The sequence below is a fragment of the Paenibacillus praedii genome, assembly GCF_049725345.1.
Taxonomy (GTDB): Bacteria; Bacillota; Bacilli; order Paenibacillales; family Paenibacillaceae; genus Pristimantibacillus.
Map to the genome: position 1 here is coordinate 192,092 of NZ_JBMWAM010000006.1, position 23,430 is coordinate 215,521.

The following is a 23,430-nucleotide window of genomic DNA, read 5'->3' on the forward strand; positions in this document are numbered from 1 at the left end:
CCCCTAATCCCCTATTATCAAACTCTCTCAAAGCTTCATAAAAAAAAGAGAAGCCCTCTCGCGGCTCCTCTGCTCTTTATTGTCTATTGCTCCCTTGGTCCTGACCGGCACCCGATCTGACCTTAATCCGGTATTCCTGCGGTGAGATTCCCTCCAGCTCCTTGCCCTTGTCCGAAAGTAGAAGCCTTAGCGAGCATTGGCTTTCAATTATTTTATGCTATGACGTTTTAACCCCGTTTGCTTCGAATAATTTTCCCCATCCTGAAACAACTTGTGGAGATATACCCGTTAACAGCAAGCATTTCCATACCACTGCAGCTATCGTATCTACTATAAGAATACCGTGTTCCCGTTCCAGCTCTTCTACCAGATGAGCGGACATTAGATTCGTACCGAACATGGTAATCGCATCTACGCCGGGAAGCGCCACACTGCGTGCCATTTCCCGGATTGCTTCTTCTGTTACAAAAGCACATTCATAATTGTCCGAAATCCCGGAGCATGCATACCCCGTACATTCGAGCCCGATTTTTGCATAATTGTTTACGATTCGCTCAACGATCACCTCTTCACAAGGAGATACAATACCAAAACGTTTCACCTGGTTAATAGAAAACAGCTCATTTAATGCAAGTACGGAGGTTGTAGCGGGAATGCCAGTCTCTCTTGTAATTTGCTCACAAAGCCTCCTGTCATTCTCGAACCCAAGCCAGCCTCCGGAAGTGCCATTATAAGCAATGACGTCTACTTTCGCATCGGCAAGCAAATAAGCGGCCTCCAGCATCGGCTCAAGCAAAAATTGATTCGCAGCAGAAGATGACAATGACACCTCGGTTACTTTGAATCGGGAAAAATGTGCTGCAACCCCAGTAACATTTTGCAGCATCGAACAGGTTATCGGCTCTAATACCGTATTAGATGACGGCGTAAGCATGCCTAATTTTATTTGCTTCATTAGCTTCTCCTTACTGAGCGGATGCTTTCGCAAGCTTTCCTTCTTCATGCAATAAATTGAGAATTTTTCGCTTGTATTCATTAAAAGTATCGGAAGTGATATCTCTTGGACGCGGCAGATCGATCGGAATGATTTCGCGAATCGTTCCCGGTCTGCGTGTCATTACTGCCACTTTCGTCCCCAGTATTAGTGCCTCGTCGATGCTATGGGTAATGAAAATAATGGTCATTTTACTCTTCTCCCATATCTTTACCAGCTCTTCTTGCATATCCATCTTTGTCTGGGCATCGATCGAGGCGAACGGTTCATCCATGAGTATTACCGAAGGTTTTAACATTAGAGCCCGCGCAATGCCGACTCTCTGATTCATACCACCGGACAGCTCGTAGGGATAATGATTTTCAAATCCCTTCAGACCTACCATTTCAATATATTCTCTCGCTTTTTCTTTACGAATGGCGTTCGACTCGCCTACTAGCTTCAAGTGAAACGACACATTCTCCCATACAGGCAGCCAAGGCATTAAGGTAGGCTGCTGAAATACAACGCCCCGATCAGCTCCCGGCCCTTCGACAGGTTTCTGATTCATGATTACATCGCCGGAAGATTGTTTCTCGAAGCCGGCAACCATACTAAGCAGCGTCGATTTCCCACAGCCGCTCGGCCCTAGAATGCAGAGAAACTCATTCTCTTCCACGTCCAGATTGACGTTATCAATGGCAAGCAGACTTGTTTTTCGCTTTTTATCCTCATAAATTTTAACAATTTTTTTCATTTCAATCAGCGCCATAGTCTCTCCCCCTCTTTACTGACATTAGCTCATTCCTTGAACGGAAGTATTTCGTTGCCAATGAAGTGTGCGGTCCATCAATTTCTTAATCAGAAAATCCATGAGGAAGCCCATCAAACCAATACTCGCCATACTCGCCATTACCAAATCATATCTCAAGAAATAATAAGAGTCCCAGAGAACGTAACCCAAACCGCTCTTAACGGCAATCATTTCAGCTGTAACTGTCAACGCCCACGCAATTCCGATACCCAGCCGCAGGCCTGTAAATATACTGGGTAAAGCGGCTGGCAAAATAACGTAGCGGATAAGCTTCCAACGTTTTGCACCCATCATCGAGGCTGCGCGGATTAGGTTTTTGTCCGTTGTCTTTACACCTTGAATCGCATTTACGACAATCGGAAAGAATGAACCTAAAAACACAAGGAAAATTGCCGGTTTATCAGCGATCCCAAACCATATAATGGCTAGCGGGATCCAGGATACCGGAGGAATGGGACGCAACATTTGGATAGTCGGCTCTACCATTTTCTCAACAATCTTAGACCAGCCAATGGCAACACCTGCCGTTACACCGACGATGACCGCGATGAAATAACCCAGCATAACTCTTATACCGCTGCTCAACACATCATTGAACCAGACACCGCTGTTGACCTCCGCACTGCCCGTCATGCCAAATATCCAATCGAGCCATACGAGCAGAACTGTTGTCGGCGGTGGGAATAACGCTGCAGGAAACAATCCCGACCTTGAAATCAATTCCCATAAAACAAAGACTATGCAAGGTACGATGAAACGAAACTTATGCGCATGCCAGAATTCGTTAGTCATTAAAACCGAGTTCTTCTTTGGCTTTTCCTGTGGCTTTAGATAAGAAAGTGTAGTCAATGTTCGCACCTACCTTTTCGGATACATCTTTCTGAATATAGTCCAACTCAAGCATCATCTTCACGATCGCAAGCGCAGATTCGCGGTGGATCTTGTGGTCTGGATAAGCATTTTTCAAAGCTTCGGCGCCTGTTACCTCATCAAGAGGCGTATATTTATTTACGACATCAATCCAAATCTGCTTATCTCCATCCAGCTTCTCCAGCAATGTGACAACACCGCCTACAAATGCCTCAAGGTCAGCCGGACGATCTTTTATCACATCGGATCGGGTAACAATCAGGTTCGTCAAATTACCTGCGGCTTGATTGTATGGGAATGTAAAGTGAGTCGCAGTACCATTTAATTTCGCCTGGGAGGCAACCGGTTCTACCGTAGTTACCATCTCCACCTCGCCTCGCTCGATCGCGGCAATATGATCCACAAAATTCGGAATATTTACAATTTCAATATCTTTTGCAGGATCTATCCCATGCAGCAGGAACTCACCCCGCATCTGAATATCTTGTGCACTTCCTCTTGAAGCAGCTACCCGAAACGGCTTTTTCTGTTCTTTGTATTCTGCTATTACTTTCTTAAGCCCATCCCAATCGTCTGCCTCCAGCCCCAGGCTTTTCTCCACCAATATGTCCGTTCCACCATTAACTTGACCGGAAATCGGAACAATATCGAGATCTTTGCCCATCGCTGTAATATAATGCAAATAGGTTATTTGCGCGACATCAATACTTTTGGACACGAGTGCAGTCAATACATCATTACCCGATGAAAAGCTGGATAGTTCAACATTTAAGTTTTCTGTTGTCTCAGGCAATAATGTCATCGGATAAGACATTACACTCTTCGCATATCCCATTTTTAATATAGGACTTGGCTTGGAATTTGTCGCGGCTGCGTCTGCACCCGCTTCACTATTCTCACTCTGGTTGGCTCCCGCATTACCGCATGCCGCCAAAACCAACATCATGACTATCCCTAGCAGCAACCCTGCCTTCCGTCCTTTTAACATAACAAACCACTCCCTTGTTTTAAAATTAACTACCGTAATAACGGATTTAAATGTTAACTTATATAACACTATCTTCCCGTCTTATTCATGATGTTATTTTACCTATTTATTTTATAACTTGTCATTATTCACGTTAACTAAATATCCCCGTTTATTATTAGCCAAAACGCACAACCCAAAGGATCAAACAAAAATATATGTTATTTTTATGTGATTATACATAACACGTCATGATATGGTTTTCGTCTGAAAAAGGCAATAAATAGTTGCGGACAAAGTGAACCGCTACCCCTTATAATATTCTTTATGGCTATAAATAATGGGTTTGTCCGGGGGAGCCGCAACGTGCAGCGTTATGAAGAATTAGATTCACTGAGAGGTTTGGCGGCACTTGCCGTTATGGTTGGACATTTCTTAATGGTGTTCACGCCAATCGTGCAGAATACATCAGGATTAAGCTTTCTGGAATATCCGCTTAACCTGCTGAAATATACGCCGTTGCATGCATTTTGGGGCGGACACGAGGCTGTTATTATGTTTTTTCTATTGAGCGGATTCGTACTTTCTTTGCCGTTCTTTAATAACCGCGAGCAGCCGTATACGAAATATGTGATCAAGCGAATCTGCCGCATTTACATTCCATTTCTCATCGCTTTGTTCATCGCCCTAATCATGAGGGAAGCTGTCTATGTGTCGAAGCTGACGAGCCTAACGAGCTATTATAACAACCTGTGGGTGATACCCCCCGATATGAGCTCAATTATTCATCATCTGCTATTTATCGGGAACTATAATACGACGAGGTATGATCCAATTTTATGGACGCTCGTACATGAGATGCGCATCTCATTATTATTCCCTTTTATTATGTTTTTCATTGTAAAAGGCGGCTGGAAACTCGGGCTTCCGCTCGCACTTGTCCTGTCCTTTGGCGCTGAGTTTTTGCTTACCCTTTTTGAGACGCGTTATATGACGAATTTCGTGGTTTCGTTGCATTATGCCTCATTTTTTATCGTGGGAGCGCTGCTTGCGAAGTATCAGAAAGAGCTGAAGACCGGATTTTCCCGGTTAAATGGCTGGTTGGCGGCGCTGCTTCTTGCCGTTGCGCTTTGCAGCTACTCGTTCAAATGGATCGGCTATGGCGAAGATTTCCACGACCTGTTCATGCAGCATGGAGGCGATTGGATGACGGCTATCGGCGCTTCGATCTTCATTGTGGCCGCCATATCGTCCGTTCGTTTGTCGCGTCAGCTGCAGCGTAAACCATTGTTGTTTTTGGGCAAAATTTCTTACAGCCTCTACTTGTATCATATGATCGTATTGTTATCACTCGCTCATCTTCTGAATGGTGTGATCGAAACTCTATTTATCATTATGCTTGCCGTTGTCATCTCGTTTGTGGCGGGAACGTTGAGCTACTATTTCGTAGAGCTGCCCTCCATCCGTCTGGGCAAGCGCCTTACAGGCTGGGGCAAAAAGCCGATTAAAGCTGCTGGAGGTTATGGTGACGGCGCATCATCCTCCATATGACAAGTGTCCCAAACACAAGAGAAAGAGCCCATTTTCCTAAGAGGGCTCTTTCTCTGACCATTTCACTAATTCCTATTGAATATCAACAATTTACCGACGATTGGACAATCCTGATGATCACTATTCAAAAACTATTTTTCCGGTATTGGTTTGGAGGCAAGCCTACTATTTTTTTGAACGATGTACTGAAATAATGCTGTGATTCATAGCCGGTTTTCTCCGCGATTTCATTTATCGTCAAGTCCGTTTCATGGAGCAGGCGGATAGCCTGTTTAATTCTTGTCTGGGTTAAGATGCTTACAAAAGAGGCCCCCACCTCCTGTTTGAACAATCTGCTTAAGTAGACGGTGGATACTTTAAGTTCGCTTGCAACACCTTCTAGCGACAGCGCCTGGTCAACGAATCGCCCCTCGATGATCTCCTTCGTTCGGCGCACGAAGGGAGACAATTTCGTCTCCTTGTTTACCGAAGCTTTGGCTTCCGCATAGATAGACGGCACGGCTTCCTTTCCGATATGGTTCGGCAGGTAGCTTGCTACGATGGTTATCTTGAGATAACAGTCAACGGCCGATTCAATCTGTTCGAATACTCGTTTGTCCGGCTTGCCCCATATCAGCAGCACGATAAGCCCCACTTCATCGCGGAAATGAACACACGTAAAGTCCTGAAGGCACTCCTCCGCGATATTCTCGATTGCAAACAATAGAAGCTGCCGATCCTTCTCGGAGAAAAAAGTTTTTCCTTTCGATTGCTCGGGCCACCGGATGATGCCTATCACATCGGGCGCTTCCTCTCGCATCCGCAAAAAAGAAAGCTGCTCATCGATTTCCTCATCACTAAGATCGCCCTTCATCCATTCTAAACAAAACCGCTCGCGAAGCAGGGCGAAATTTCTTTCTATCTGCTTAGAGGCCATATTCAACAGCTCACTGTTAACCGTCGTCTCCTCGATCTTTTTCACCAAACGCAATAGCACCTCGGTAAGTTCATCAGGATTAACCGGCTTAAGAATATAATCATCCACCTCGAGCTTGATCGCCTCATACGCATAGGTGAATTCGTCATGTCCCGTAATAATAACGATTTTACACTGTGGAAGCTGCGCCCGAATGTGGCCAATCAATGTCAACCCATTCATGATCGGCATACTCAAGTCGACTAGGAGAATATGAACTTGATATTTAAGGGCCAGCTCCAACGCCTCTTCGCCATCCTCTGCCTCGCCGACAATCTCAAGACCTAACTGTTCCCATTGAATCGAGCTTCGGATGCCTTCACGGATAATAGCCTCGTCATCCGCGATCAGCGCCTTCCATTTATGCTTCATGCTTGCTCTGCCCCTTCCGAAGGATGACGGGATGGGTGATTGTAACCGTCGTCCCGCTATTTTGTTTACTTTCAATGGATAGTCCGTAATGTTCACCAAAGCTAAGTCTTATACGCTCCTGAACATTGCTCAGACCGTAGCTTACGGCGGATCCATTCCTGGAGAGCTCGCCAGCGGAATGAAGCCCTTCTCCTCGATCCCCAGCAGAGGAGGCGTTTTCAAGCGCTGCACGGAGAACCGTCAGTCTCTCTTCCGACATGCCCGCTCCGTCATCAACGATGACCAATTTCAATACACCGCCTATGACGCTTGCCCGAATCCCGATCATGCCGGGGCCTCTGCGTTCTTTTATCCCATGGTAGATCGCATTCTCCACCACCGGCTGAAGAATGACCTTGAGCACAACCATATCAACGCAGCTGTCGTCCACCTGAATCGTGTAGTTCAGCTTGTTCTTGTAGCGTGTTTTCTGTATTTTCAAATAGCTGCCAATATGATCGAATTCATCAGTTAGCGGAATCATTTCTTGCCCTTTGCTTAGCCCTATACGGAAGAGTCTCGACAACGACTCCACCATTTCCGTCGCTTCCTGCGCACCGTCCTTGCGGGCGAGCCACTGGATGGTATCCAGCGTGTTGTATAGAAAATGCGGCTGGATATGAGCTTGAAGGCTTCGCAGCTCAGCTTCTCGTTTCTGTCGTTGTTCCTCGCCGACTTGCGTAATTAAACGGGTAATTTGCGCCAGCATCTTGTTAAAGCTGCGGCCCAGCATGCCCACCTCATCCTGCCGCTCGCCGATGATCCGAATTTTCATGTTGCCTTCTTCAACCTTGCGCATGGAGGAGGCCAGCTGTGAGATCGGGCGAGAAATAGAATGCGACAAAAAGTAAGATGCCGCTATTCCAAGCATGCTCACGACAAAGACGAAGATCACGACATACATATTAATGTCTTTGATTTCCTGCACGGTATCCTGAACAGCGAAAACCCCAACCGTCGTCCAATTCGTAAACGGGGATTTTTGATAAATAAATTGCAGCCGCTGACCGCCCACCGCCTTCGAAAAAGTGCCCGACGCCTGAGGGCTGATCAGCTCCGAATCGATGCCACCGACAACAGAATTTCGCGGCGCGTAAATACTGTCGCCTTTATCGTCAATAACCATCAGATAGCCGGATTTGCCGAGCCTCACATCGCGTACGGTTTCTGAGATTACCCGCAGCTTTAGGTCGATGAGCACGACCCCTTCCGTTTGCTGCGTCTCCGGATCTTGAATCGCCCGAACCACCGAGACGACCTCGCTGTCCTTATAATTAGCATGTGTCGTGACATTGCGGTTCGAGGGATGACCGATCATTTTGAATATGCCCTTGGCCTTGACGGCCTCTTGATACCAAGCTTCTTCCGTCAGGCTGCGGCTGCTGCTCCTTGCATACATTTCGTTGCTGAAGTATTCGCCGCTTGCCCCCACGACCATAATGCCGGCGACCTCGGAATAGAGCGTCGTGAAGCTCTGTAGAAATTTAGATGTACGATACCGTTCATCGTCTTCATCAAGCGCGGATGAGCCTTCCTTTAAAAACATCTGAATATCGGGATTCATGGAAATGAAATAGGATATATTCTGTATATTCCCTGCATGGGAATCCAATGATTTATTGACATTGCCGATCAGTTGCATGGTATGGCTGTTGACTTGTTTCTCAACAATGCCGCTTACTACCCATGACATCAGTATCCCGAGGCATAAAGTAGGAAGGATACTGATCAGCAGAAAATGAATAATCAATTTGTAACGAATCGACCAATTATTGAGCTCAAACCATTTGAATGCCATCTGCGTGCTCACCTTCCGATTGTCATATTTTCAACGTATTATTTCGCATAATAGTTATCGACATTGGATTTAGTGACCACAGAGATGCCTGTATCGACATAACTCGGCAGAGGAGGAACGTTCGCCTTCCGCCAATCAGGCATTGGCTCTACGAGCTCGTTGCGCAGGTGAAAGAGATGCATCAGCGACCAATAGCCCATATTCCAGGTTCCTTGGGCGAGCGTGGCGGAAATAGTGCCGCTCTTAATCATATCCAGCGTCCCTTTGTCTGTATCGAAGCTGATAATATGCACCTGATCCAGCTTGCCGGCCCCAAGTATGGCATGGCCAACCCCTACGCCGCCGTTCGCTTCCGTGACGAAGATTCCTGCCAGATCCGGATAGCTTTCCAGCATGTCGCGCGCTTGCTGCTCGGATACCAGTTGATCGCCCTTCCCATCCTCCACACTGACAAGCTGGAGATTAGGAAATTCTGCGAGAAGCGTGTCCTTAAAGCCTTTCGTACGTTCCTGATGGTTCAATTGGTTTGGATGGGTGATGATGCCGACCTTGCCGCTCCCGCTGGTAAGTTCGGCCATTTTGCGCGCAGCCGTGACGCCTGCATTGTAGTTATTCGTGCCGAGAAAGGAATAAGCATCGCTTCCTGGCGCATCCGAGTCGAACATAACTACCGGAATGCCGGCTTCCACCGCTTTGTTGATTGCTGCATTCAGCGCTTCGGAATTAATAGCGCTAACGGCGATCCCTGCCGGGTTGCGGGCGATAACCTGCTCCAGCACGGTCACCTCTTCATGGACGTCGTATTGGGTAGAACCCCGGTATTCCACGGAAACGCCCAGCGCTTCAGCTGCATCCTCGAACCCTTTCAGAACATTTTTCCAATAATCGATGCCGGTCAGAAAATTAACGATCACATATTTCTCTTCCATCCCGCCGCGCAAGCCTTCAGCCTGATCCAGCGGTCCACCGCTATCCTCCCGAAAATAAACCACAGACAAATAAACCATCAATGCTCCAATCATAACGACGTACAGCAGCAATAGTTTTTTCAATGCAGATCCCCCTGTCTGTCTATGACAAGCCAAAGCGAATTCATTATAACACAGCAGCTAAGCGCGGAGATGCACACCTTGTGTGCATCTCCGCGCCTATCCGACAGAACTTTTTATGATTAGGCAGGACCCTTTTTCAGGTCGATTTGTTCTTGTTATAGAGATCAAAAGCTACAGCCAGCAGAAGTACGAGGCCCTTTATCCCCTGTTGATAATCAATGCCAAGACCGATCAGAGACATGCCGTTGTTCATGACGCCCATAACAAGGCCTCCGATGATTGCGCCAATAACAGTGCCCACACCGCCAGTAGCGGATGCGCCACCGATAAATGCGGCTGCAATAGCATCAAGTTCGAAGTTAACGCCCGCTTTCGGCGTTGCCGCATTCAGACGCGCGGCGAATACAAGACCAGCTAAAGCCGACAGCACGCCCATGTTAACGAATACCCAGAACGTCATTTTCTTCGTCTTGACGCCGGACAGCTTCGCAGCCTTCTCGTTGCCGCCGAGCGCGTAGATATGGCGTCCCATTATCGTTTTGCGCATCACAAACGTATAGACCGCGACGAGAATGAAGAGCATGATCAAAATATTCGGCAGACCTTTATAAGAGGCCAGGATGTACGTGAACAGATTAATGATGACAACTACTGCCGCCAGCTTCCCAAGGAAGAAAGGAAGGGGGAGCGCTTCAAAGCTATAGCGGTTCTGGATCAAACGTCCCCGCCATTCCATGAAGATGTAGACCAAGGACAGCAAGACACCGATCAGCAGCGTAAGGAGATGAATACCCCCTCCCCCCGAAATGTCCGGAATAAATCCAGTGCTGATGCTGCGAAATTCATCCGGAAATGGAGCGACTGATTTCCCGTCTAGCACCAGCATCGTAAGTCCTCGGAACAACAGCATTCCTGCGAGTGTAACGATGAAGGATGGAATACGTACATAGGCGACCCAAAAGCCCTGCCACGCTCCGATAGCGGCACCGATGAGCAATGACAATACCATAGCTATCGGAAAAGACATGCTGTGATTGACCATCATGATTGCGGATACCGCGCCGACAAAGGCCGCGATCGAGCCTACCGATAAATCGATATGACCGGTTATGATGACAAGGAGCATACCAATTGCAAGAATAAGAATATAGCTGTTCTGAAGGATAAGGTTCGTGATATTAAGCGGCTTCAGCAGAATGCCGTCGGAAAGAAATTGAAAGAGCAGCATGATCAAGATTAAAGCAATGAACATACCGTACTGCCGGATGTTGCTGCGAAACAATTTTATAGCCGTACCCATGTTGTCTACCCCCTGCTTATCGTCATATATTTCATTAGCACTTCCTGATTGGCCTCCGCTCTAGGAACCTGTCCGGTAAAGGAGCCTTCATTCATAACATAGATACGGTCACACATACCGAGCAGCTCGGGCAGCTCAGAGGAAATCATGAGAATGCCCTTCCCTTCCGCAGCCAATTGATTGATAATCGTATAAATTTCATATTTAGCGCCAACATCGATGCCGCGTGTCGGTTCATCCAGAATAAGCAAATCCGGCCCTGTAAAAATCCATTTGCTTAGCACGACCTTTTGTTGATTTCCCCCGCTCAGGTTGCCGGTTTTTTGGTGAATGCTCGGCGTCTTAATGTTGAGCTTTCTGCGAAAGCCTTCGGTCTCGACCACTTCCTGGTTATCGTCAACAATGAACCATTTCGATATACCGCGCAGGTTAGCGAGTGTCGTGTTCCGCTTGATGTCATCCATCAAGACCAGGCCGTACTCTTTGCGGTCCTCCGTCACATAAGCAATGCCTTCGTCGATCGCTTTACTGATGTCGGACAGTTTTGTTTCACGGCCATCTTTAAACAGCTGTCCGCTTATTTTTTTTCCGTAGGATTGTCCGAAGATGCTCATGGCCAGCTCTGTGCGGCCTGCTCCCATTAATCCGGCGATGCCGACGATTTCTCCACGTTTAATGTCGAAGCTCACATTCTCGATAACCTTACGGTCCGCTTGCGCAGGGTGATACACGGTCCAGTTCTTCACTTCAAACAAAACTTTTCCGATGTTCGGCACTCTTTCGGGGTAACGGTGAGTCAGGTCGCGTCCCACCATTCCTTTAATAATCCGGTCTTCCGTAATGTTATCTTCTCGGACATTTAGCGTCTCGATCGTTTTGCCGTCACGCAAAATGGTAATGGAATCAGCTACCTTCATAATCTCATTGAGCTTGTGGGAAATAATGATCGAGGTGATGCCCTGTTCCTTGAATGCAAGCATCAGATTTAACAAATTCTCGCTATCCTCTTCGTTAAGCGCTGCCGTTGGTTCGTCCAAAATAAGCAGCTTTACCTCTTTGGACACTGCCTTAGCGATTTCAACAAGCTGCTGCTTGCCGACCCCGATCGTTCCGGCTAACGTATTCGGTGACTCGGACAAGCCTACGGTTTGCAGCAGCTCGCGAGTTCGCAAGATGGTCTCGTTCCAATTGATGATGCCTCGCCTCGCTTGCTCGTTACCGAGAAAAATATTCTCCGCAATCGATAGCTGCGGAATAAGCGCGAGCTCCTGATGAATGATGACAATGCCGAGCTGTTCGCTGTTGCGTATATTTTTAAATTCGCAGGTCTGCCCTTTGAACAAAATGTCGCCTTCATATGAACCGTGCGGATATACGCCGGAGAGCACCTTCATGAGCGTTGACTTGCCTGCTCCATTCTCTCCCATTAAGGCATGAATCTCGCCTTCTTTTACCTTCAGATTGACATTCTCGAGCGCCTTCACGCCTGGGAATGTTTTGGTGATCCCGCGCATTTCCAATATGATATTAGTCAAAGCCATCACCACGCCTTCAATAATATAAAGATACAAGATGTGTTTTCTTTAAATGTAAGAAATGATTTAGTGACAGCTTGAGTGCCGTCACTAAATCATTTTGCTTGCTGCACGCCGAACGTTTTATTTCAGGTCATCCTCGGTATAATATCCAGAATCAACCAATACTTCCTTGTAGTTATCCATGTCAACCGATACCGGCTCAAGTAGGAAGGAAGGAACGACTTTCACTCCATTATCATAAGTTTCTGTATCGTTAACCTCCGCTTCCTTGCCTTCCAGAACCGCTTCCGCCATACCGACCGCCACCTTCGCCAGCTCACGCGTATCTTTGAACACAGTAGACGTCTGCTCACCGGCGATAATTGATTTGATGGACGCTAGCTCAGCATCCTGACCGCTGATGACCGGCATCGGCTTGCTGTCAGTGCCGTAGCCAATCCCTTTCAAGGAAGAAATGATTCCAATGCTGATACCGTCATAAGGGGATAGTACCGCGTGCAGGGTGTCGTCGGCATAATTTGCACTCAGCAGATTATCCATCCGGGATTGCGCGGTTGCGCCGTCCCAGCGAAGTGTCGCCACTTGCTCCATGCTCGTTTGACCGCTCTTCACAACTAATTTGCCGCTATCGATGTATGGCTGAAGAACGGACATCGCGCCGTCGAAGAAGAAGTAAGCATTGTTATCGTCCGGAGAGCCTGCGAACAGCTCGATGTTGAACGGCCCTTCGCCGTCTTTCAGTCCAAGCTTCTCTTCCAGGTAGGACGCCTGCAGCACACCCACCTTGAAATTATCGAACGTCGCGTAGTAGCTCACGTGCTCACTGTTCTTGATCAAACGGTCGTAAGCGATAACTTTAATGCCTTCGTCGGCCGCCTTTTGCAGCACATCAGTCAAGGACTCGCCATCGATCGAAGCGATAACCAGTACTTCCACGCCTTTGGTAATCATGTTCTCGATCTGGGCAACCTGATTTTCAATGACATCCTCGGCATACTGCAGGTCCACGCTGTAACCGAGCGCTTCGAATTCCTTCTTCATATTATCGCCGTCGCCCACCCAGCGCTCGGACGATTTAGTCGGCATAGAGATGCCCACGCTGCCTTTATCGCCGCCGCCATTACTCCCTCCATTGGCGCCGTTCGCCTCCGTGCTGTTCCCGTTGCCGCCGCTCCCGCAAGCCGCCAGTATCATCATCAGTGCAGATAAGACAATCAACGTCAATGTTTTTTTCATTTCTGTCTATCCCCTCTCGATATTTAATGAATGTGTTGATAGGCTTATCATACGGGTATTGACCGGTCGGGTCTTTGCAATTAATTTACTAGTTTTTATAATAAATAAACTTCATCCACTAAAAATCTATACACAGATCAAGCCCCGTGATGAAATCATCGCGGGGCTTGATTTGGTTCATGCTTATTGGACATTATTGATTCGGCGGTACCTAAGGAGGTATTTCTGGCCAGGCTTCAGGTATAACGACTGGCTTAATCTCTGGATTCTATATGCAGCCCTAAACTCCATTTCCGAGAAATATCGGTGATAAGCACGTCACAGGATGAGGCTCGACCCGCTTCTTCATATCAGCCAACTGACGCGAGAGTCAGTCTTTTGAGTATTTTTTGTGCTTGCGGCTATCGATAGCTTCGGACTCCATGAAATGTATCTTCATACTTCTTCGTTACATTTTCCATACGAATTATGCTCATGCCTATCACCCTTCTAGTTCCTCTATATAACCCGAAAATATTTATGCATATTAGAGTGATTGCTACTACCAGTTTAGCGTGATTATAACACTAGATAGTTATTCACACCTAACCTCACACCTAAAGCTATTATTAACAAATTATTGTGAGAAAAAGAGGCTTAAATAAGCTTCTGTCAAATGGAATGCATACCCGTTTCCAATTAATTTCGGAGCATCTTCATTCACAAAACAGAAATACGAAGAAGAGTTTTATAGCATAGGAGCCTTCATTTTGCCATTATACATAGGCAAGCGGAACAATCCTATGCCTCTCCACTCTCTGCGCAAAAAAAACAGGATCACTCCTCAGACTATTAGTCCGCGGAATAATCCTGTTGTCGTCTTATTTCTCAGCTTTCAGCATTTTGATCATAACCGTAACTGCTTCTGCCCGCGTCGCCGTTTCCTTAGGCGCGAACTTGTTGCCGGAGCGTCCTGTCAGAATGCCTTTATCCGCAACAGCCTTAACAGCTCCTGTCGCCCATGCCGGAATATCCTTGTTATCCGCAAAGCCAGTCACCGCATTCGTAGTCGGTGCAAGCTTCATCGCTTTCGCAAGCATACCCGCCATTTCAGAACGAGTAATCGTCGCTCCAGGCTTAAAGGTTCCATCTGGATAGCCGCTAATAATGCCTGCCTTAACAGCCTTGGCTACCGCTTCCTGAGCCCAAGCTCTGATCGACGACTTGTCACTGAAGGCCAGGTCTGCGCCAGCTCCTTCTGTTCTCAGCGCGCCCATCAGCATAACCGCGAACTCTTCGCGTGTCACTGTTGCGTTAGGCCGGAATGTGCCGTCCGTATATCCTTTCACAAATCCTGCGGCTACCGCTTCTTTGATAAAGGCTTCAGCCCAGTGGGAGCCGATATCCGATAAGGAAACTCCAGGCACAGCCCCATCGCCTACGACAAACACCGCAAATTTGGTAAAATGATCGGACTGCACTGTAATCACATTGCCACTTGCAGTTCCACCCATCTCAACCCACTTCTTGGTCACTTCATCATAGTAGAATACCGAGGCCTTCTGACCTTCCTTCACAAGCGAAGTGTCAAACTTGAAGGACAAGGAAACTGGTACTAGGAAGTTGCCGGAAATACTCTTCAGCACCTCGAAGATCGGTGATGCCAGCGTGTCAGTTGGTCCGACAAGATCTCCTGTGCTCAGCAGCTTCTCAATGGTCAGCTTCATTTGCTCGCTAGTCGCTCCCGAAGGAACACTTACAGTGATCTCATCATTAAGCCCAAGCACACCAGCTCTGCCAGGCTGAATTGTTACCTCGCCTGCTGGCGGCGGGGTCACTGTTGGCGATCCATTACCAGAGACATCGTTAGTGCGGAACTGCGCTGTCAGCTCCTCGCTCTCAAGCCCTGCGCCATCAATAGCTTTAACTACAAAGCTATAAAGCGTGCCGGACGAAAGGTTGCTAACGACGTAAGAGGTGCTGGATGCCGGCACTTTAGCAATTGGCGTGCTATCACCCACTTTATAGATGGCGTAGCTTGCAATTCGGACATTATCCTGAGCCTGCGGCCATTGCAGTGTAATATCGGATGAAGTACGAGTAGTAGAGGTCAGCTTACTATTCGGCGCCCATGTTGGCGGTTCCGTCTCTTCAACCGTAATATCCTGCGTACCAACTGTCTCGAACCAGCCTTTGATTGTGTTGAAATCGCTGGAGAACGCTAGCGACAGCATAAGCATAATGCGAGCATGCTGCGGATTAAGGTTATCCCCCGCAATTATGCCATTGCTTCCGCCGTATATCGTACCTGAACCTGTACGGGTTGTCGTCACGAAGATAACGCCCTTCTTAATCGCTTCTGAGCGAGCTGCGCTCATCTTGGAAGAGATGCCGCCTGCGCCTGTTCCCGCCGTAACGATCCCCTTCGCTCCATCCTCAACCATTGCCCGAATAGCTCCACCGCCAGCTTCCTGGTAGTTGTACGCAATCTCGACCGCCGGAAGCGACGTTTTGGCAATCTTACGAAGGTCGAATGGCGTTGCCCAATCCGCATGACCAGCCTTCAACGCACGAGCGTTTAACCGATAAATCCGGACTGCCGGATCATCCACATATCCAAGCACGCCGAACATTGGCGTTTCGAACGTATCCATCCGGTGCGAATTGGATTTCGTCACCTCACGCGCTGCATGAATGATATCATTCAGCATTAGTACCGTGCCGAACCATTTCGTTTTATTGCTGCTTGCCACTTTAATCGCTTGATACAGGTTGGCCGGGCCATCCGTACCGATAACATCCCATGGACGCATCGCGCCCGTCACGACAACCGGTTTCTCACTGCGGACAGTCAGATCAAGGAAATAGGCGATTTCCTCCATCGTATCTGTGCCTGTGGTAACAACTGCACTATCATAGATTTCTAGAGCAGCATCTACAGCAAGAGAGAGATCATACAATTCTTGCATCAAATAGCTGCCTGAACCCTTATTGCCGAATTGGAAAGTCGATACATCTGCCGTTTTATGCGTCGGCAATTGCGCGACTAAGTCAGCCATCGGGTACGTCCCTGCAGCATAGCTTTGAAAATTTGTTTTATCCCCGTTCCTTGCAGCCCCTGCCAATGTACCGCCTGTCGCTACTACAATAACATTCGGGAGTGGAGACGCAATATGCGCCTCCGACAGAGCAGGAATGTTAAACCTAGGAAGCACCACCGGCGGTGCTTCTTCAGCGCGTACCGAACCTACATATCCGGTTATCAGCGTCCCGAGCAGCGCAAGAACAAGGAGGGGAGCAACAAGCTTGCGGACTGCTTTATAATTGCTTAATATGTTCATTGCCGCTTACCTCCCCTTCATTATGGCGATGCTACAGGCTCTTCAGTCGGAATTTCGGATTCAACTGGAACAATCGTTTCAGGAGTTTCTGCAACCTCCGGCGTCGGGTCCGTTACTACTGGCTCCTCAACAATCGGCTCTACAATTGCAGGCTCTTCAACAGAGGTCGAGAGCATGGTGTTCGCATCAACTGAAATTTCCACATCTTGAGTGCCGAATGTTGTGAACCAGCTTCTAATCGTTGGCACATCATTAGTGAAAGCAAGGGACAAGAGCAACAATACGCGAGCATGCTGAGCGTTCAGGTTGTCTCCGCCAATTGTGCTGCCGGAGCCGCCGTCATAAACCGTACCCGAGCCCGTTCTTGTCGTCGAAACGAACACAACCCCTTTATCACGAATCGCTGCGGTGCGAGCTGCACTCATTTTGGAAGAAATGCCGCCTGCGCCAGTACCTGCTGTTACAATGCCCTTCGCGCCATCTTCCACAAATCCGCGAATTGCTCCGCCGCCTGCTTCTTGATAGTTATAAGCAATTTCTACGATCGGCAAGCTATCCTTGGATATAGTCCTCAAATCAAATGGTGATGCCCATCCCGGCTTGCCTGCTTTGGTCGCTCTTGCAGGAGCGCGGTAGATGCGTACTGCCGGATCATCGACATAACCGAGAGCGCCGAACATTGGAGCATCGAATGTGTCCATGCGGAGCGAGTTTGACTTCGTAACTTCACGAGCCGCAAAAATCACATCGTTAAGCATTACAACGGTCCCGAACCATTTCGTTTTGTTGCTGCCGGCTACTTTAATGGCTTGATACAGGTTAGCCGGGCCGTCCGTACCAATTACATCCCATGGCCTCATTGCACCTGTTACAACTACAGGCTTCTCGCTGCGTACAGTCAAATCAAGGAAATAGGAAATTTCCTCCATCGTGTCCGTTCCAGTCGTTACAACTGCGCTGTCGTAGAGCTCCAAAGCGGCATCAACCGCCAACGATAGGTCATAGAGCTCCTTTATTGTATAACCGCCTGAGCCTTTGTTGCCGAACTGATAAGTGGATACATCAGCCGTTTTATGGACTGGCAGCTGAGCTACCATGTCTTCCATTTTGTATGTACCAGCTGAATAACTTTGGAAGTTTGTTTTATCTCCGTTTCTAGCAGCCCCAGCAAGCGTACCGCCTGTCGCAACTATAATAACATTAGGAAGTGCAGATGCTTGATGCGCCTCAGAAATAGCCGGAATATTAAAAGTAGGAAGAGGAATAGCTTCGGCGGCTCCGACCATACTTTTTTTTGCAATCACCCCAACCGAAGCGGCTACTAGAGACAACGCCAAAACAGGAATAACAACCTTTCTCGTCAACATACTCCTAACATCAAATGTAAACATAAATCTCCTCCTATAAAAAATAATAGACTAATCTTTTACAAAGTCTATTTTATGTTAGGTAAATTGACAAATTATGTTTCAGTCAAATAAGCGCTACCATTTAGACTTTTCTATTAATATCTCTATTTTTCTATGAAAATCTAATTTTCTTGTATACTGTATACATTATACTTTGGAGTACATCACTCTTATTTTCTGTGTTAGGCTTATATATTGAGTCATGTTTTATGACATAAACTTAAGTGTGTTTATGGCTAGTGAACAGTTCTACATTCCTATTAAGCCAAGGAATCCTCGTCAGCATGAGATATAACCCGTTTGGATTTATTTAGATGCTTGGGGGTAGATGCTTATTTGGAGCAAACGGGTAAACATAGATTTGTAAAAACGCAGCAACGGGAGCCTAAAATAACACGATACGGGTGGGCGCAGACAAAGAACCCTGGTGGCCGATCTGACAAGAGCAAAGCCATCAGTTGCAGTATTCCCATGGCGATGCACTGGTACATGACAAAACCTTCGCTCACTTGAATGGTTGCTCAATTAGACATTGATCTCTCTCGTCCTTCACCGCTTCGAGTGGGTGGGCAATCCTCTTTCTTCAGAAACTGGTTCAGCTTCGGCATAAACTTGCTCCAGAATCGATAATCGAATACGCTGATCACCTGCTTTATCTCCCAGTCCGTAGGCCACTACGTTAGATTTCGTTATGGTCACCGATACATGTGGGTCTTGGAATGCAAATGGTATGCCTGTAGCCGCTGTAAAGCGGGAATCGACAAGAGATAGCACTCCAGCAGAAGCAAGACATGAGCCGAACTCTAGCAGCTGGGAATCCTTGCTTAATCTTCTGAACGACATGAGAAGGTGACTCGGAATCGCAGCTCGTCTTATTCCCATTTAGAAACGTTTGACTGCCTTCTTGCAAATTGATGAACAAGGACAAGCAGTTCCGCCTTCTCACTGCATTAATAAAAGAATCCTCTGCCTAAAGCTTTACAGCTTCGCGGCAGAGGATTCATTTTTCAATTATTTTTTTCACTCACCAAGCTAAAGCCGCTCTCTGTCCATTACGTACTGGAGGAGCAGGAGGAGCAGGAAGGGCGAATCATCACGCTGGAGTTTGACGCCTTTTATCTGGTGAATGTCTATACGCCCAATGCCAAGCGCGATCTGTCGAGACTGCCGTACAGACTGGAATGGGAGGATCGGTTCCGAAGCTATCTTCAGCAGTTGGACGCCGTAAAACCGGTTATTATTTGCGGGGATTTGAATGTCGCGCATCAGGAGATCGATCTGAAATATGCAAAATCCAACCGCGGCAACTCCGGCTTTACCCTGGAGGAAAGAGAAAAAATGACTTCCCTGCTGGATGCCGGTTTTATCGATACGTTCAGACATTTCTATCCCGACCGGGCAGATGCCTATACATGGTGGTCTTATATGCCGAAGGTGCGGGAGCGAAATATCGGATGGAGAATCGATTATTTCCTTGCCTCCGCCAGGCTTGCTCCCCTATTGTTGGACGCTGGAATTGATTGTGACATTACAGGCAGCGATCATTGCCCCGTTATTCTGACTATCGCAGATAGGAATGAGTAACAATACGACTTGTCGATAATAAACAAACCGCCCGCTTATGCAAAGGTATGAGCGGGCGGTTTGCAATTTTATTTATTGTTCTTCGAACTGCCAAAAGATTGAACAGAAAGAATTACTGTCCATGCATGTTTCCAATTCGCCTCACGAAATCCCCGCATCGATAACAGTCCTTTTACTCCGGACGATTCTTGGGCCGACTTAGGAATAATGAGAACACGATCCCGATAACGGTGATAAGGGTTGCCACGAGGAACGCGTCGTTGATGCCGCCGATCGTGGATTCCTTAGCCGCGAGCCCGCCAAGCATAGTCAAGGCATAGGTGCCGCCGACATCGGACGCAAGTCCCGTCATGGCCGCGACGCCGACACCGAAGCTTGCGATGTTCTCCGCCGCGATCGCGTTGTTAAACGTCAGGTTGTTCGACAGATTCGCGAGATGCTCGGTCGTTCGGGTCGACATGATGGTGACGAGCAGAGCGGTACCGAAAGAGCCTGCGACCTGCCTCATCGTATTGGATACGGCTGTTCCATGGCCCTTGAGCATCCTAGGCAGAGCATTCAATCCTTCCGTCATGATCGTCATCATGATGAAGGATACGCCGAAGCTTCTCAGCGCATAAATCAGCATGATGTGCGAGTAACTTGACGAATCGGTCAACGTCGTAAGCTGGTAGGTTGTCACCGCTGTAATCGTAAGTCCGATAAGGGCCAACGGGCGAACGCCGAACCGGTCGAACAGAATACCGGAGATCGGAGACATGATCCCCATAAGCAATGCGCCAGGAAGCAGCAGCAAACCAGATTCGAGCGCCGTATAGCCACGAATATTCTGGATGTAAATCGGCAGCAGCAGCATCGCGCCGAACATGGCCATGTTCACGATCATGCCGACAAGTGTAGACATCGTAAAGGTGAGGTTCGCAAAAACCCTTAAGTTAAGCATCGGCGTGTCTACGGTTAACTGCCTATAGGCGAAGAAAACCAGAGCGATCAATCCGACGATAATGGATAGGTCTACTATGGAATCGCCCCATCCTCTGCTTCCCGCCTCGCTGAGCCCATACAACAGAGCACCAAAGCCAACGCTGGACAGGATGGCTCCAAGCCAGTCCAGTCTAGGGTATGTCAGCTTGAGCACATTGGACAAATACTTAAAGGTCAAAAGCACTTCGATAATTCCGAGCGGAACCATAATAAAAAACAGAAGGCGCCACGAATAATGCTCCACCGTGTAACCTGCGAATGTAGGTCCGACGGCCGGCGCGAACATCATCGCGATGCCCATCATTCCCATAGCTTTCCCCATCTTATCGGGCGGAAAAATCCTCAGGAAGATATTTGTGACGAGCGGCATCAGAATGCCGGCCCCGATCGCCTGTACAATTCGTCCAACGAGAATGATCGAAAAGCTGTTCCCGATTCCGCAGATCAGCGATCCTATTGTAAAAAAGGACATGGCGGTCGCGAACAGCCGCCGGGTCGAGAACGTCTCCATCAGAAAAGCGCTGATCGGAATCATAATGGCGTTGGCCAGCATGAACCCGGTCGACAGCCATTGGATTGTCGTGGTGGACACGTTCAGATCGGTCATCATATGGGGAATCGCCACATTCACCATTGTTTGATTCAGGATGGCGATGAACATGCCGCAAATAAGCACGACGACGGTAGGGGTTACACTCCGCTGTTCTTCCATGGGGCACCCCCTATTTGTAAATTCTGATTCGGACGCTCATGCCTGGGACAAGTCCAAGCCCTCTATATCCGTCGACCGTAATGTTGATCGGGATTACCTGTGTCACCTTCGTGTAGTTGCCCGTCGTATTGGTCGTAGGAAGCAGAGAGAACGTCCCTGCCGTGGCCAGGCCGATCTGCGAGACTTTCCCGCTAAGTACGGTTCCAGGAAAAGCGTCAACATGGATGTCTACCGTCTGGTCCAGCTTCACATCGTTGATTTTCGTTTCTTTAATATTCGCCGTCACCCAAAGATTGTCGAGATCGAAAGCCCGGGCCAGCGTCATGCCCGCGCCCGCAACAGAATGGACGACGGCGCTTTGCTGAACGATCGTACCGGCAGCCGGCATCGTAATGTTCACCACCCCTTTGTCGGTACGGACGGTGCCAATCGTCTGTCCGGACGAGTAAGCCCGGCCGACCTTGCCGGTCCAACTCGTCAATTCCCCTGGTGCTGGGGCGGCAACGGCCACCAACTGGCCATCCACCTTTGCATTGTCGGTAGTGATGTAATTGACCGACTGATTGTAATAATAGGCAGCGGCGGCGCCTCCTGCTACGATCAGCAGGATGACGATTATGTTAATAATGACAAGCCGGGAACTTTTCATGGGCTTTGGATTCCTTTCTTGGGTAACCCCAGGAGATTACGAAGTAGGTTCTCCCCAAGTTCATCCGATTATTCCAAGCAACAAGCCTCGATAATTCCGGATAGTAAGCGATAAACGGAGGAATAATGAAGAAATCCCTTACCCTGGAGGTAAATAATGAACATTTATGTCGTGTATGACAGCGAAGACGGCCATACGGAAGCTCTCGCCCATTCCATTGCCCAAGGCGCACGGAGTGTGCACGGTGCAAGGGTCCAACTGCATCACGTGGAACGGGCGGATGTGCATGATTTGGAGAAGATGGACGCCATCATCTGGGGATGCCCCGGACATTTCGGCAGCATCAGCGCAGGACTTAAGATTTGGATCGACAAACTGGGTTACTTGTGGGCCCATGGCAAATTAGTGGACAAAATCGGCGCCGTCTTCGCAACGATCGCAACCGAACATGGCGGCATAGAAGCAACGATGCTGAACCTGATCACCCCCATGCTTCATCAAGGGATGATCATTGCAGGCTTGCCGGCAAACGTGCCGGAGAATGTGCTTTATGGCTCTTATTATGGTGTCGGAATTACATGCCGGTTGGAGGATTCCCCGGACGATCCGCCCAACATGCCTTCGGAGGAAGATCTTGCGCTTGGACGGGCATTAGGCAGACGGGTAGCCATGTTGACTGCCAAATTCACCGGCGAGCAGGGAGGATAACGCATGCTGCTCATCGGGTACGCAATAGCGGCTGTGATCGTTATCGTGCTTTTAATTGTATTCAACTTACGAGCGGCATCTAAACGTTCCAAAGCAATCAAGGAAGAGACAATACCGCCGGCGGAAGACACGGTATCGCCGATTCGCGAAGAAGCGATGACGCAGCACGCAGATAAGGACGCCGTATCAACAACAGAAGGGCGCCATCGCGAAATTCCCGCACGATCCGGAAAAAAAGACCAGAGTTATCGGAATGCACTCCGTGATTTGAGAGCGGGAAAGGAACAATTAACGAAAGCGCCGGAGCGCAGCAAAGACACCGAGAAAATGCCGGATTCGGATTACCGGAACGCTATGCGGAATTTCCAAGCCGGCAAGGATAAGGATAAAGGTTGAGCATGCTGAAAACGCCAGAGATATACAGAGAAACAGGCCGGGCATCCTTCTCGCTGAACTGTGACCCAGATTGTAGACGATTAAAACAAAGAGCCCTAAGCTCAACCAGCAAGCAGGTGACCTCTGAATTCATCGGGGGTCATCTTTTTTAATGTCCACTGGTATCTTTCTGAGTTGTAGTAGCTGATATACTCCCTAACTCG

The 23,430-nt window shown here is 48.2% G+C and carries 19 protein-coding genes and 1 pseudogene; 4 read left to right on the plus strand and 16 right to left on the minus strand.

Features of this window, described 5'->3' with window-relative positions:
- Nucleotides 1-217: 217 nt before the first annotated feature.
- From ACO9K6_RS08310 to ACO9K6_RS08325, 4 genes are read right to left on the minus strand one after another with little or no spacing between them, the layout of a single operon-like run.
- Entirely contained in the window at nt 218-955 is a 738-nt protein-coding gene (locus ACO9K6_RS08310; RefSeq protein ID WP_424767078.1) for a maleate cis-trans isomerase family protein, read from the minus strand.
- Nucleotides 956-965: 10 nt separating this feature from the next.
- Complete coding sequence (locus tag ACO9K6_RS08315) at nt 966-1,745, minus strand: ABC transporter ATP-binding protein (protein ID WP_424767079.1); 780 nt, start codon at nt 1,743-1,745, stop codon at nt 966-968.
- Between the two features lie 24 nt (nt 1,746-1,769).
- A complete protein-coding gene (locus ACO9K6_RS08320; RefSeq protein WP_424767080.1) occupies nt 1,770-2,579 on the minus strand; it encodes an ABC transporter permease in 810 nt (269 codons plus the stop codon).
- Nucleotides 2,572-3,714 carry an ABC transporter substrate-binding protein gene (locus tag ACO9K6_RS08325; protein WP_424767081.1) on the minus strand — a complete coding sequence of 381 codons (1,143 nt, stop codon included), beginning with the start codon at nt 3,712-3,714 and terminating at the stop codon, nt 2,572-2,574. Before ACO9K6_RS08325 ends, ACO9K6_RS08320 begins: the two co-directional genes overlap by 8 nt.
- A 276-nt stretch (nt 3,715-3,990) precedes the next feature.
- On the opposite strand from ACO9K6_RS08325, the gene ACO9K6_RS08330 reads away from it, so the two are divergent.
- Nucleotides 3,991-5,175: an acyltransferase family protein gene (locus tag ACO9K6_RS08330; protein WP_424767082.1), complete on the plus strand. Its 1,185-nt coding sequence runs from the start codon at nt 3,991-3,993 to the stop codon at nt 5,173-5,175.
- Between the two features lie 124 nt (nt 5,176-5,299).
- On the opposite strand, the gene ACO9K6_RS08335 is transcribed toward ACO9K6_RS08330, so the two are convergent.
- The 9 genes from ACO9K6_RS08335 to ACO9K6_RS08375 form a co-directional block, all read right to left on the minus strand.
- A complete protein-coding gene (locus ACO9K6_RS08335; protein WP_424767083.1) occupies nt 5,300-6,502 on the minus strand; it encodes a response regulator transcription factor in 1,203 nt (400 codons plus the stop codon).
- Nucleotides 6,492-8,339 carry a cache domain-containing sensor histidine kinase gene (locus tag ACO9K6_RS08340; RefSeq protein ID WP_424767084.1) on the minus strand — a complete coding sequence of 616 codons (1,848 nt, stop codon included), beginning with the start codon at nt 8,337-8,339 and terminating at the stop codon, nt 6,492-6,494. Before ACO9K6_RS08340 ends, ACO9K6_RS08335 begins: the two co-directional genes overlap by 11 nt.
- Before the next feature lie 38 nt (nt 8,340-8,377).
- A complete protein-coding gene (locus tag ACO9K6_RS08345; protein ID WP_424767085.1) occupies nt 8,378-9,391 on the minus strand; it encodes a substrate-binding domain-containing protein in 1,014 nt (337 codons plus the stop codon).
- 136 nt (nt 9,392-9,527) lie between these two features.
- Nucleotides 9,528-10,691 (minus strand): multiple monosaccharide ABC transporter permease, encoded by a 1,164-nt coding sequence (gene mmsB, locus ACO9K6_RS08350; protein WP_424767086.1) that lies wholly within the window; start codon nt 10,689-10,691, stop codon nt 9,528-9,530.
- A gap of 5 nt (nt 10,692-10,696) precedes the next feature.
- Nucleotides 10,697-12,226: a multiple monosaccharide ABC transporter ATP-binding protein gene (mmsA, locus tag ACO9K6_RS08355; protein WP_424767104.1), complete on the minus strand. Its 1,530-nt coding sequence runs from the start codon at nt 12,224-12,226 to the stop codon at nt 10,697-10,699.
- Nucleotides 12,227-12,349: 123 nt separating this feature from the next.
- Entirely contained in the window at nt 12,350-13,465 is a 1,116-nt protein-coding gene (gene chvE / locus ACO9K6_RS08360) for a multiple monosaccharide ABC transporter substrate-binding protein (protein WP_424767087.1), read from the minus strand.
- Between the two features lie 860 nt (nt 13,466-14,325).
- Complete coding sequence (locus tag ACO9K6_RS08365; protein ID WP_424767088.1) at nt 14,326-16,785, minus strand: asparaginase domain-containing protein; 2,460 nt, start codon at nt 16,783-16,785, stop codon at nt 14,326-14,328.
- 20 nt (nt 16,786-16,805) lie between these two features.
- Complete coding sequence (locus ACO9K6_RS08370; protein WP_424767089.1) at nt 16,806-18,176, minus strand: asparaginase; 1,371 nt, start codon at nt 18,174-18,176, stop codon at nt 16,806-16,808.
- 567 nt (nt 18,177-18,743) lie between these two features.
- Nucleotides 18,744-19,076 (minus strand): hypothetical protein, encoded by a 333-nt coding sequence (locus ACO9K6_RS08375; RefSeq protein WP_424767090.1) that lies wholly within the window; start codon nt 19,074-19,076, stop codon nt 18,744-18,746.
- A gap of 144 nt (nt 19,077-19,220) precedes the next feature.
- On the opposite strand from ACO9K6_RS08375, the pseudogene ACO9K6_RS08380 reads away from it, so the two are divergent.
- A pseudogene (locus ACO9K6_RS08380) lies at nt 19,221-19,778 on the plus strand (exodeoxyribonuclease III); the annotation flags it as partial.
- A gap of 172 nt (nt 19,779-19,950) precedes the next feature.
- Here the strand turns inward: ACO9K6_RS08380 and ACO9K6_RS08385 are convergent.
- Both ACO9K6_RS08385 and ACO9K6_RS08390 read right to left on the minus strand, forming a co-directional pair.
- Complete coding sequence (locus tag ACO9K6_RS08385) at nt 19,951-21,474, minus strand: DHA2 family efflux MFS transporter permease subunit (protein ID WP_424767091.1); 1,524 nt, start codon at nt 21,472-21,474, stop codon at nt 19,951-19,953.
- Between the two features lie 10 nt (nt 21,475-21,484).
- The gene (locus ACO9K6_RS08390) at nt 21,485-22,123 is read right to left on the minus strand and encodes an efflux RND transporter periplasmic adaptor subunit (protein ID WP_424767092.1); all 639 of its coding nucleotides are present in this window, start codon (nt 22,121-22,123) and stop codon (nt 21,485-21,487) included.
- A gap of 156 nt (nt 22,124-22,279) precedes the next feature.
- Between ACO9K6_RS08390 and ACO9K6_RS08395 the strand changes: the two genes are divergently transcribed.
- Together ACO9K6_RS08395 and ACO9K6_RS08400 are read left to right on the plus strand one after the other, a co-directional pair.
- Nucleotides 22,280-22,831 carry an NAD(P)H-dependent oxidoreductase gene (locus tag ACO9K6_RS08395; protein ID WP_424767093.1) on the plus strand — a complete coding sequence of 184 codons (552 nt, stop codon included), beginning with the start codon at nt 22,280-22,282 and terminating at the stop codon, nt 22,829-22,831.
- A gap of 3 nt (nt 22,832-22,834) precedes the next feature.
- Nucleotides 22,835-23,227, plus strand: a complete 393-nt coding sequence (locus tag ACO9K6_RS08400) for a hypothetical protein (RefSeq protein ID WP_424767094.1) — start codon at nt 22,835-22,837, stop codon at nt 23,225-23,227.
- A 101-nt stretch (nt 23,228-23,328) separates the two neighbouring features.
- Here ACO9K6_RS08400 and ACO9K6_RS08405 read toward each other — a convergent pair whose 3' ends face one another.
- On the minus strand, nt 23,329-23,415 hold the full coding sequence (locus tag ACO9K6_RS08405) for an IS3 family transposase (protein WP_424767105.1): 87 nt from the start codon (nt 23,413-23,415) through the stop codon (nt 23,329-23,331).
- Between the last annotated feature and the right edge of the window lie 15 nt (nt 23,416-23,430).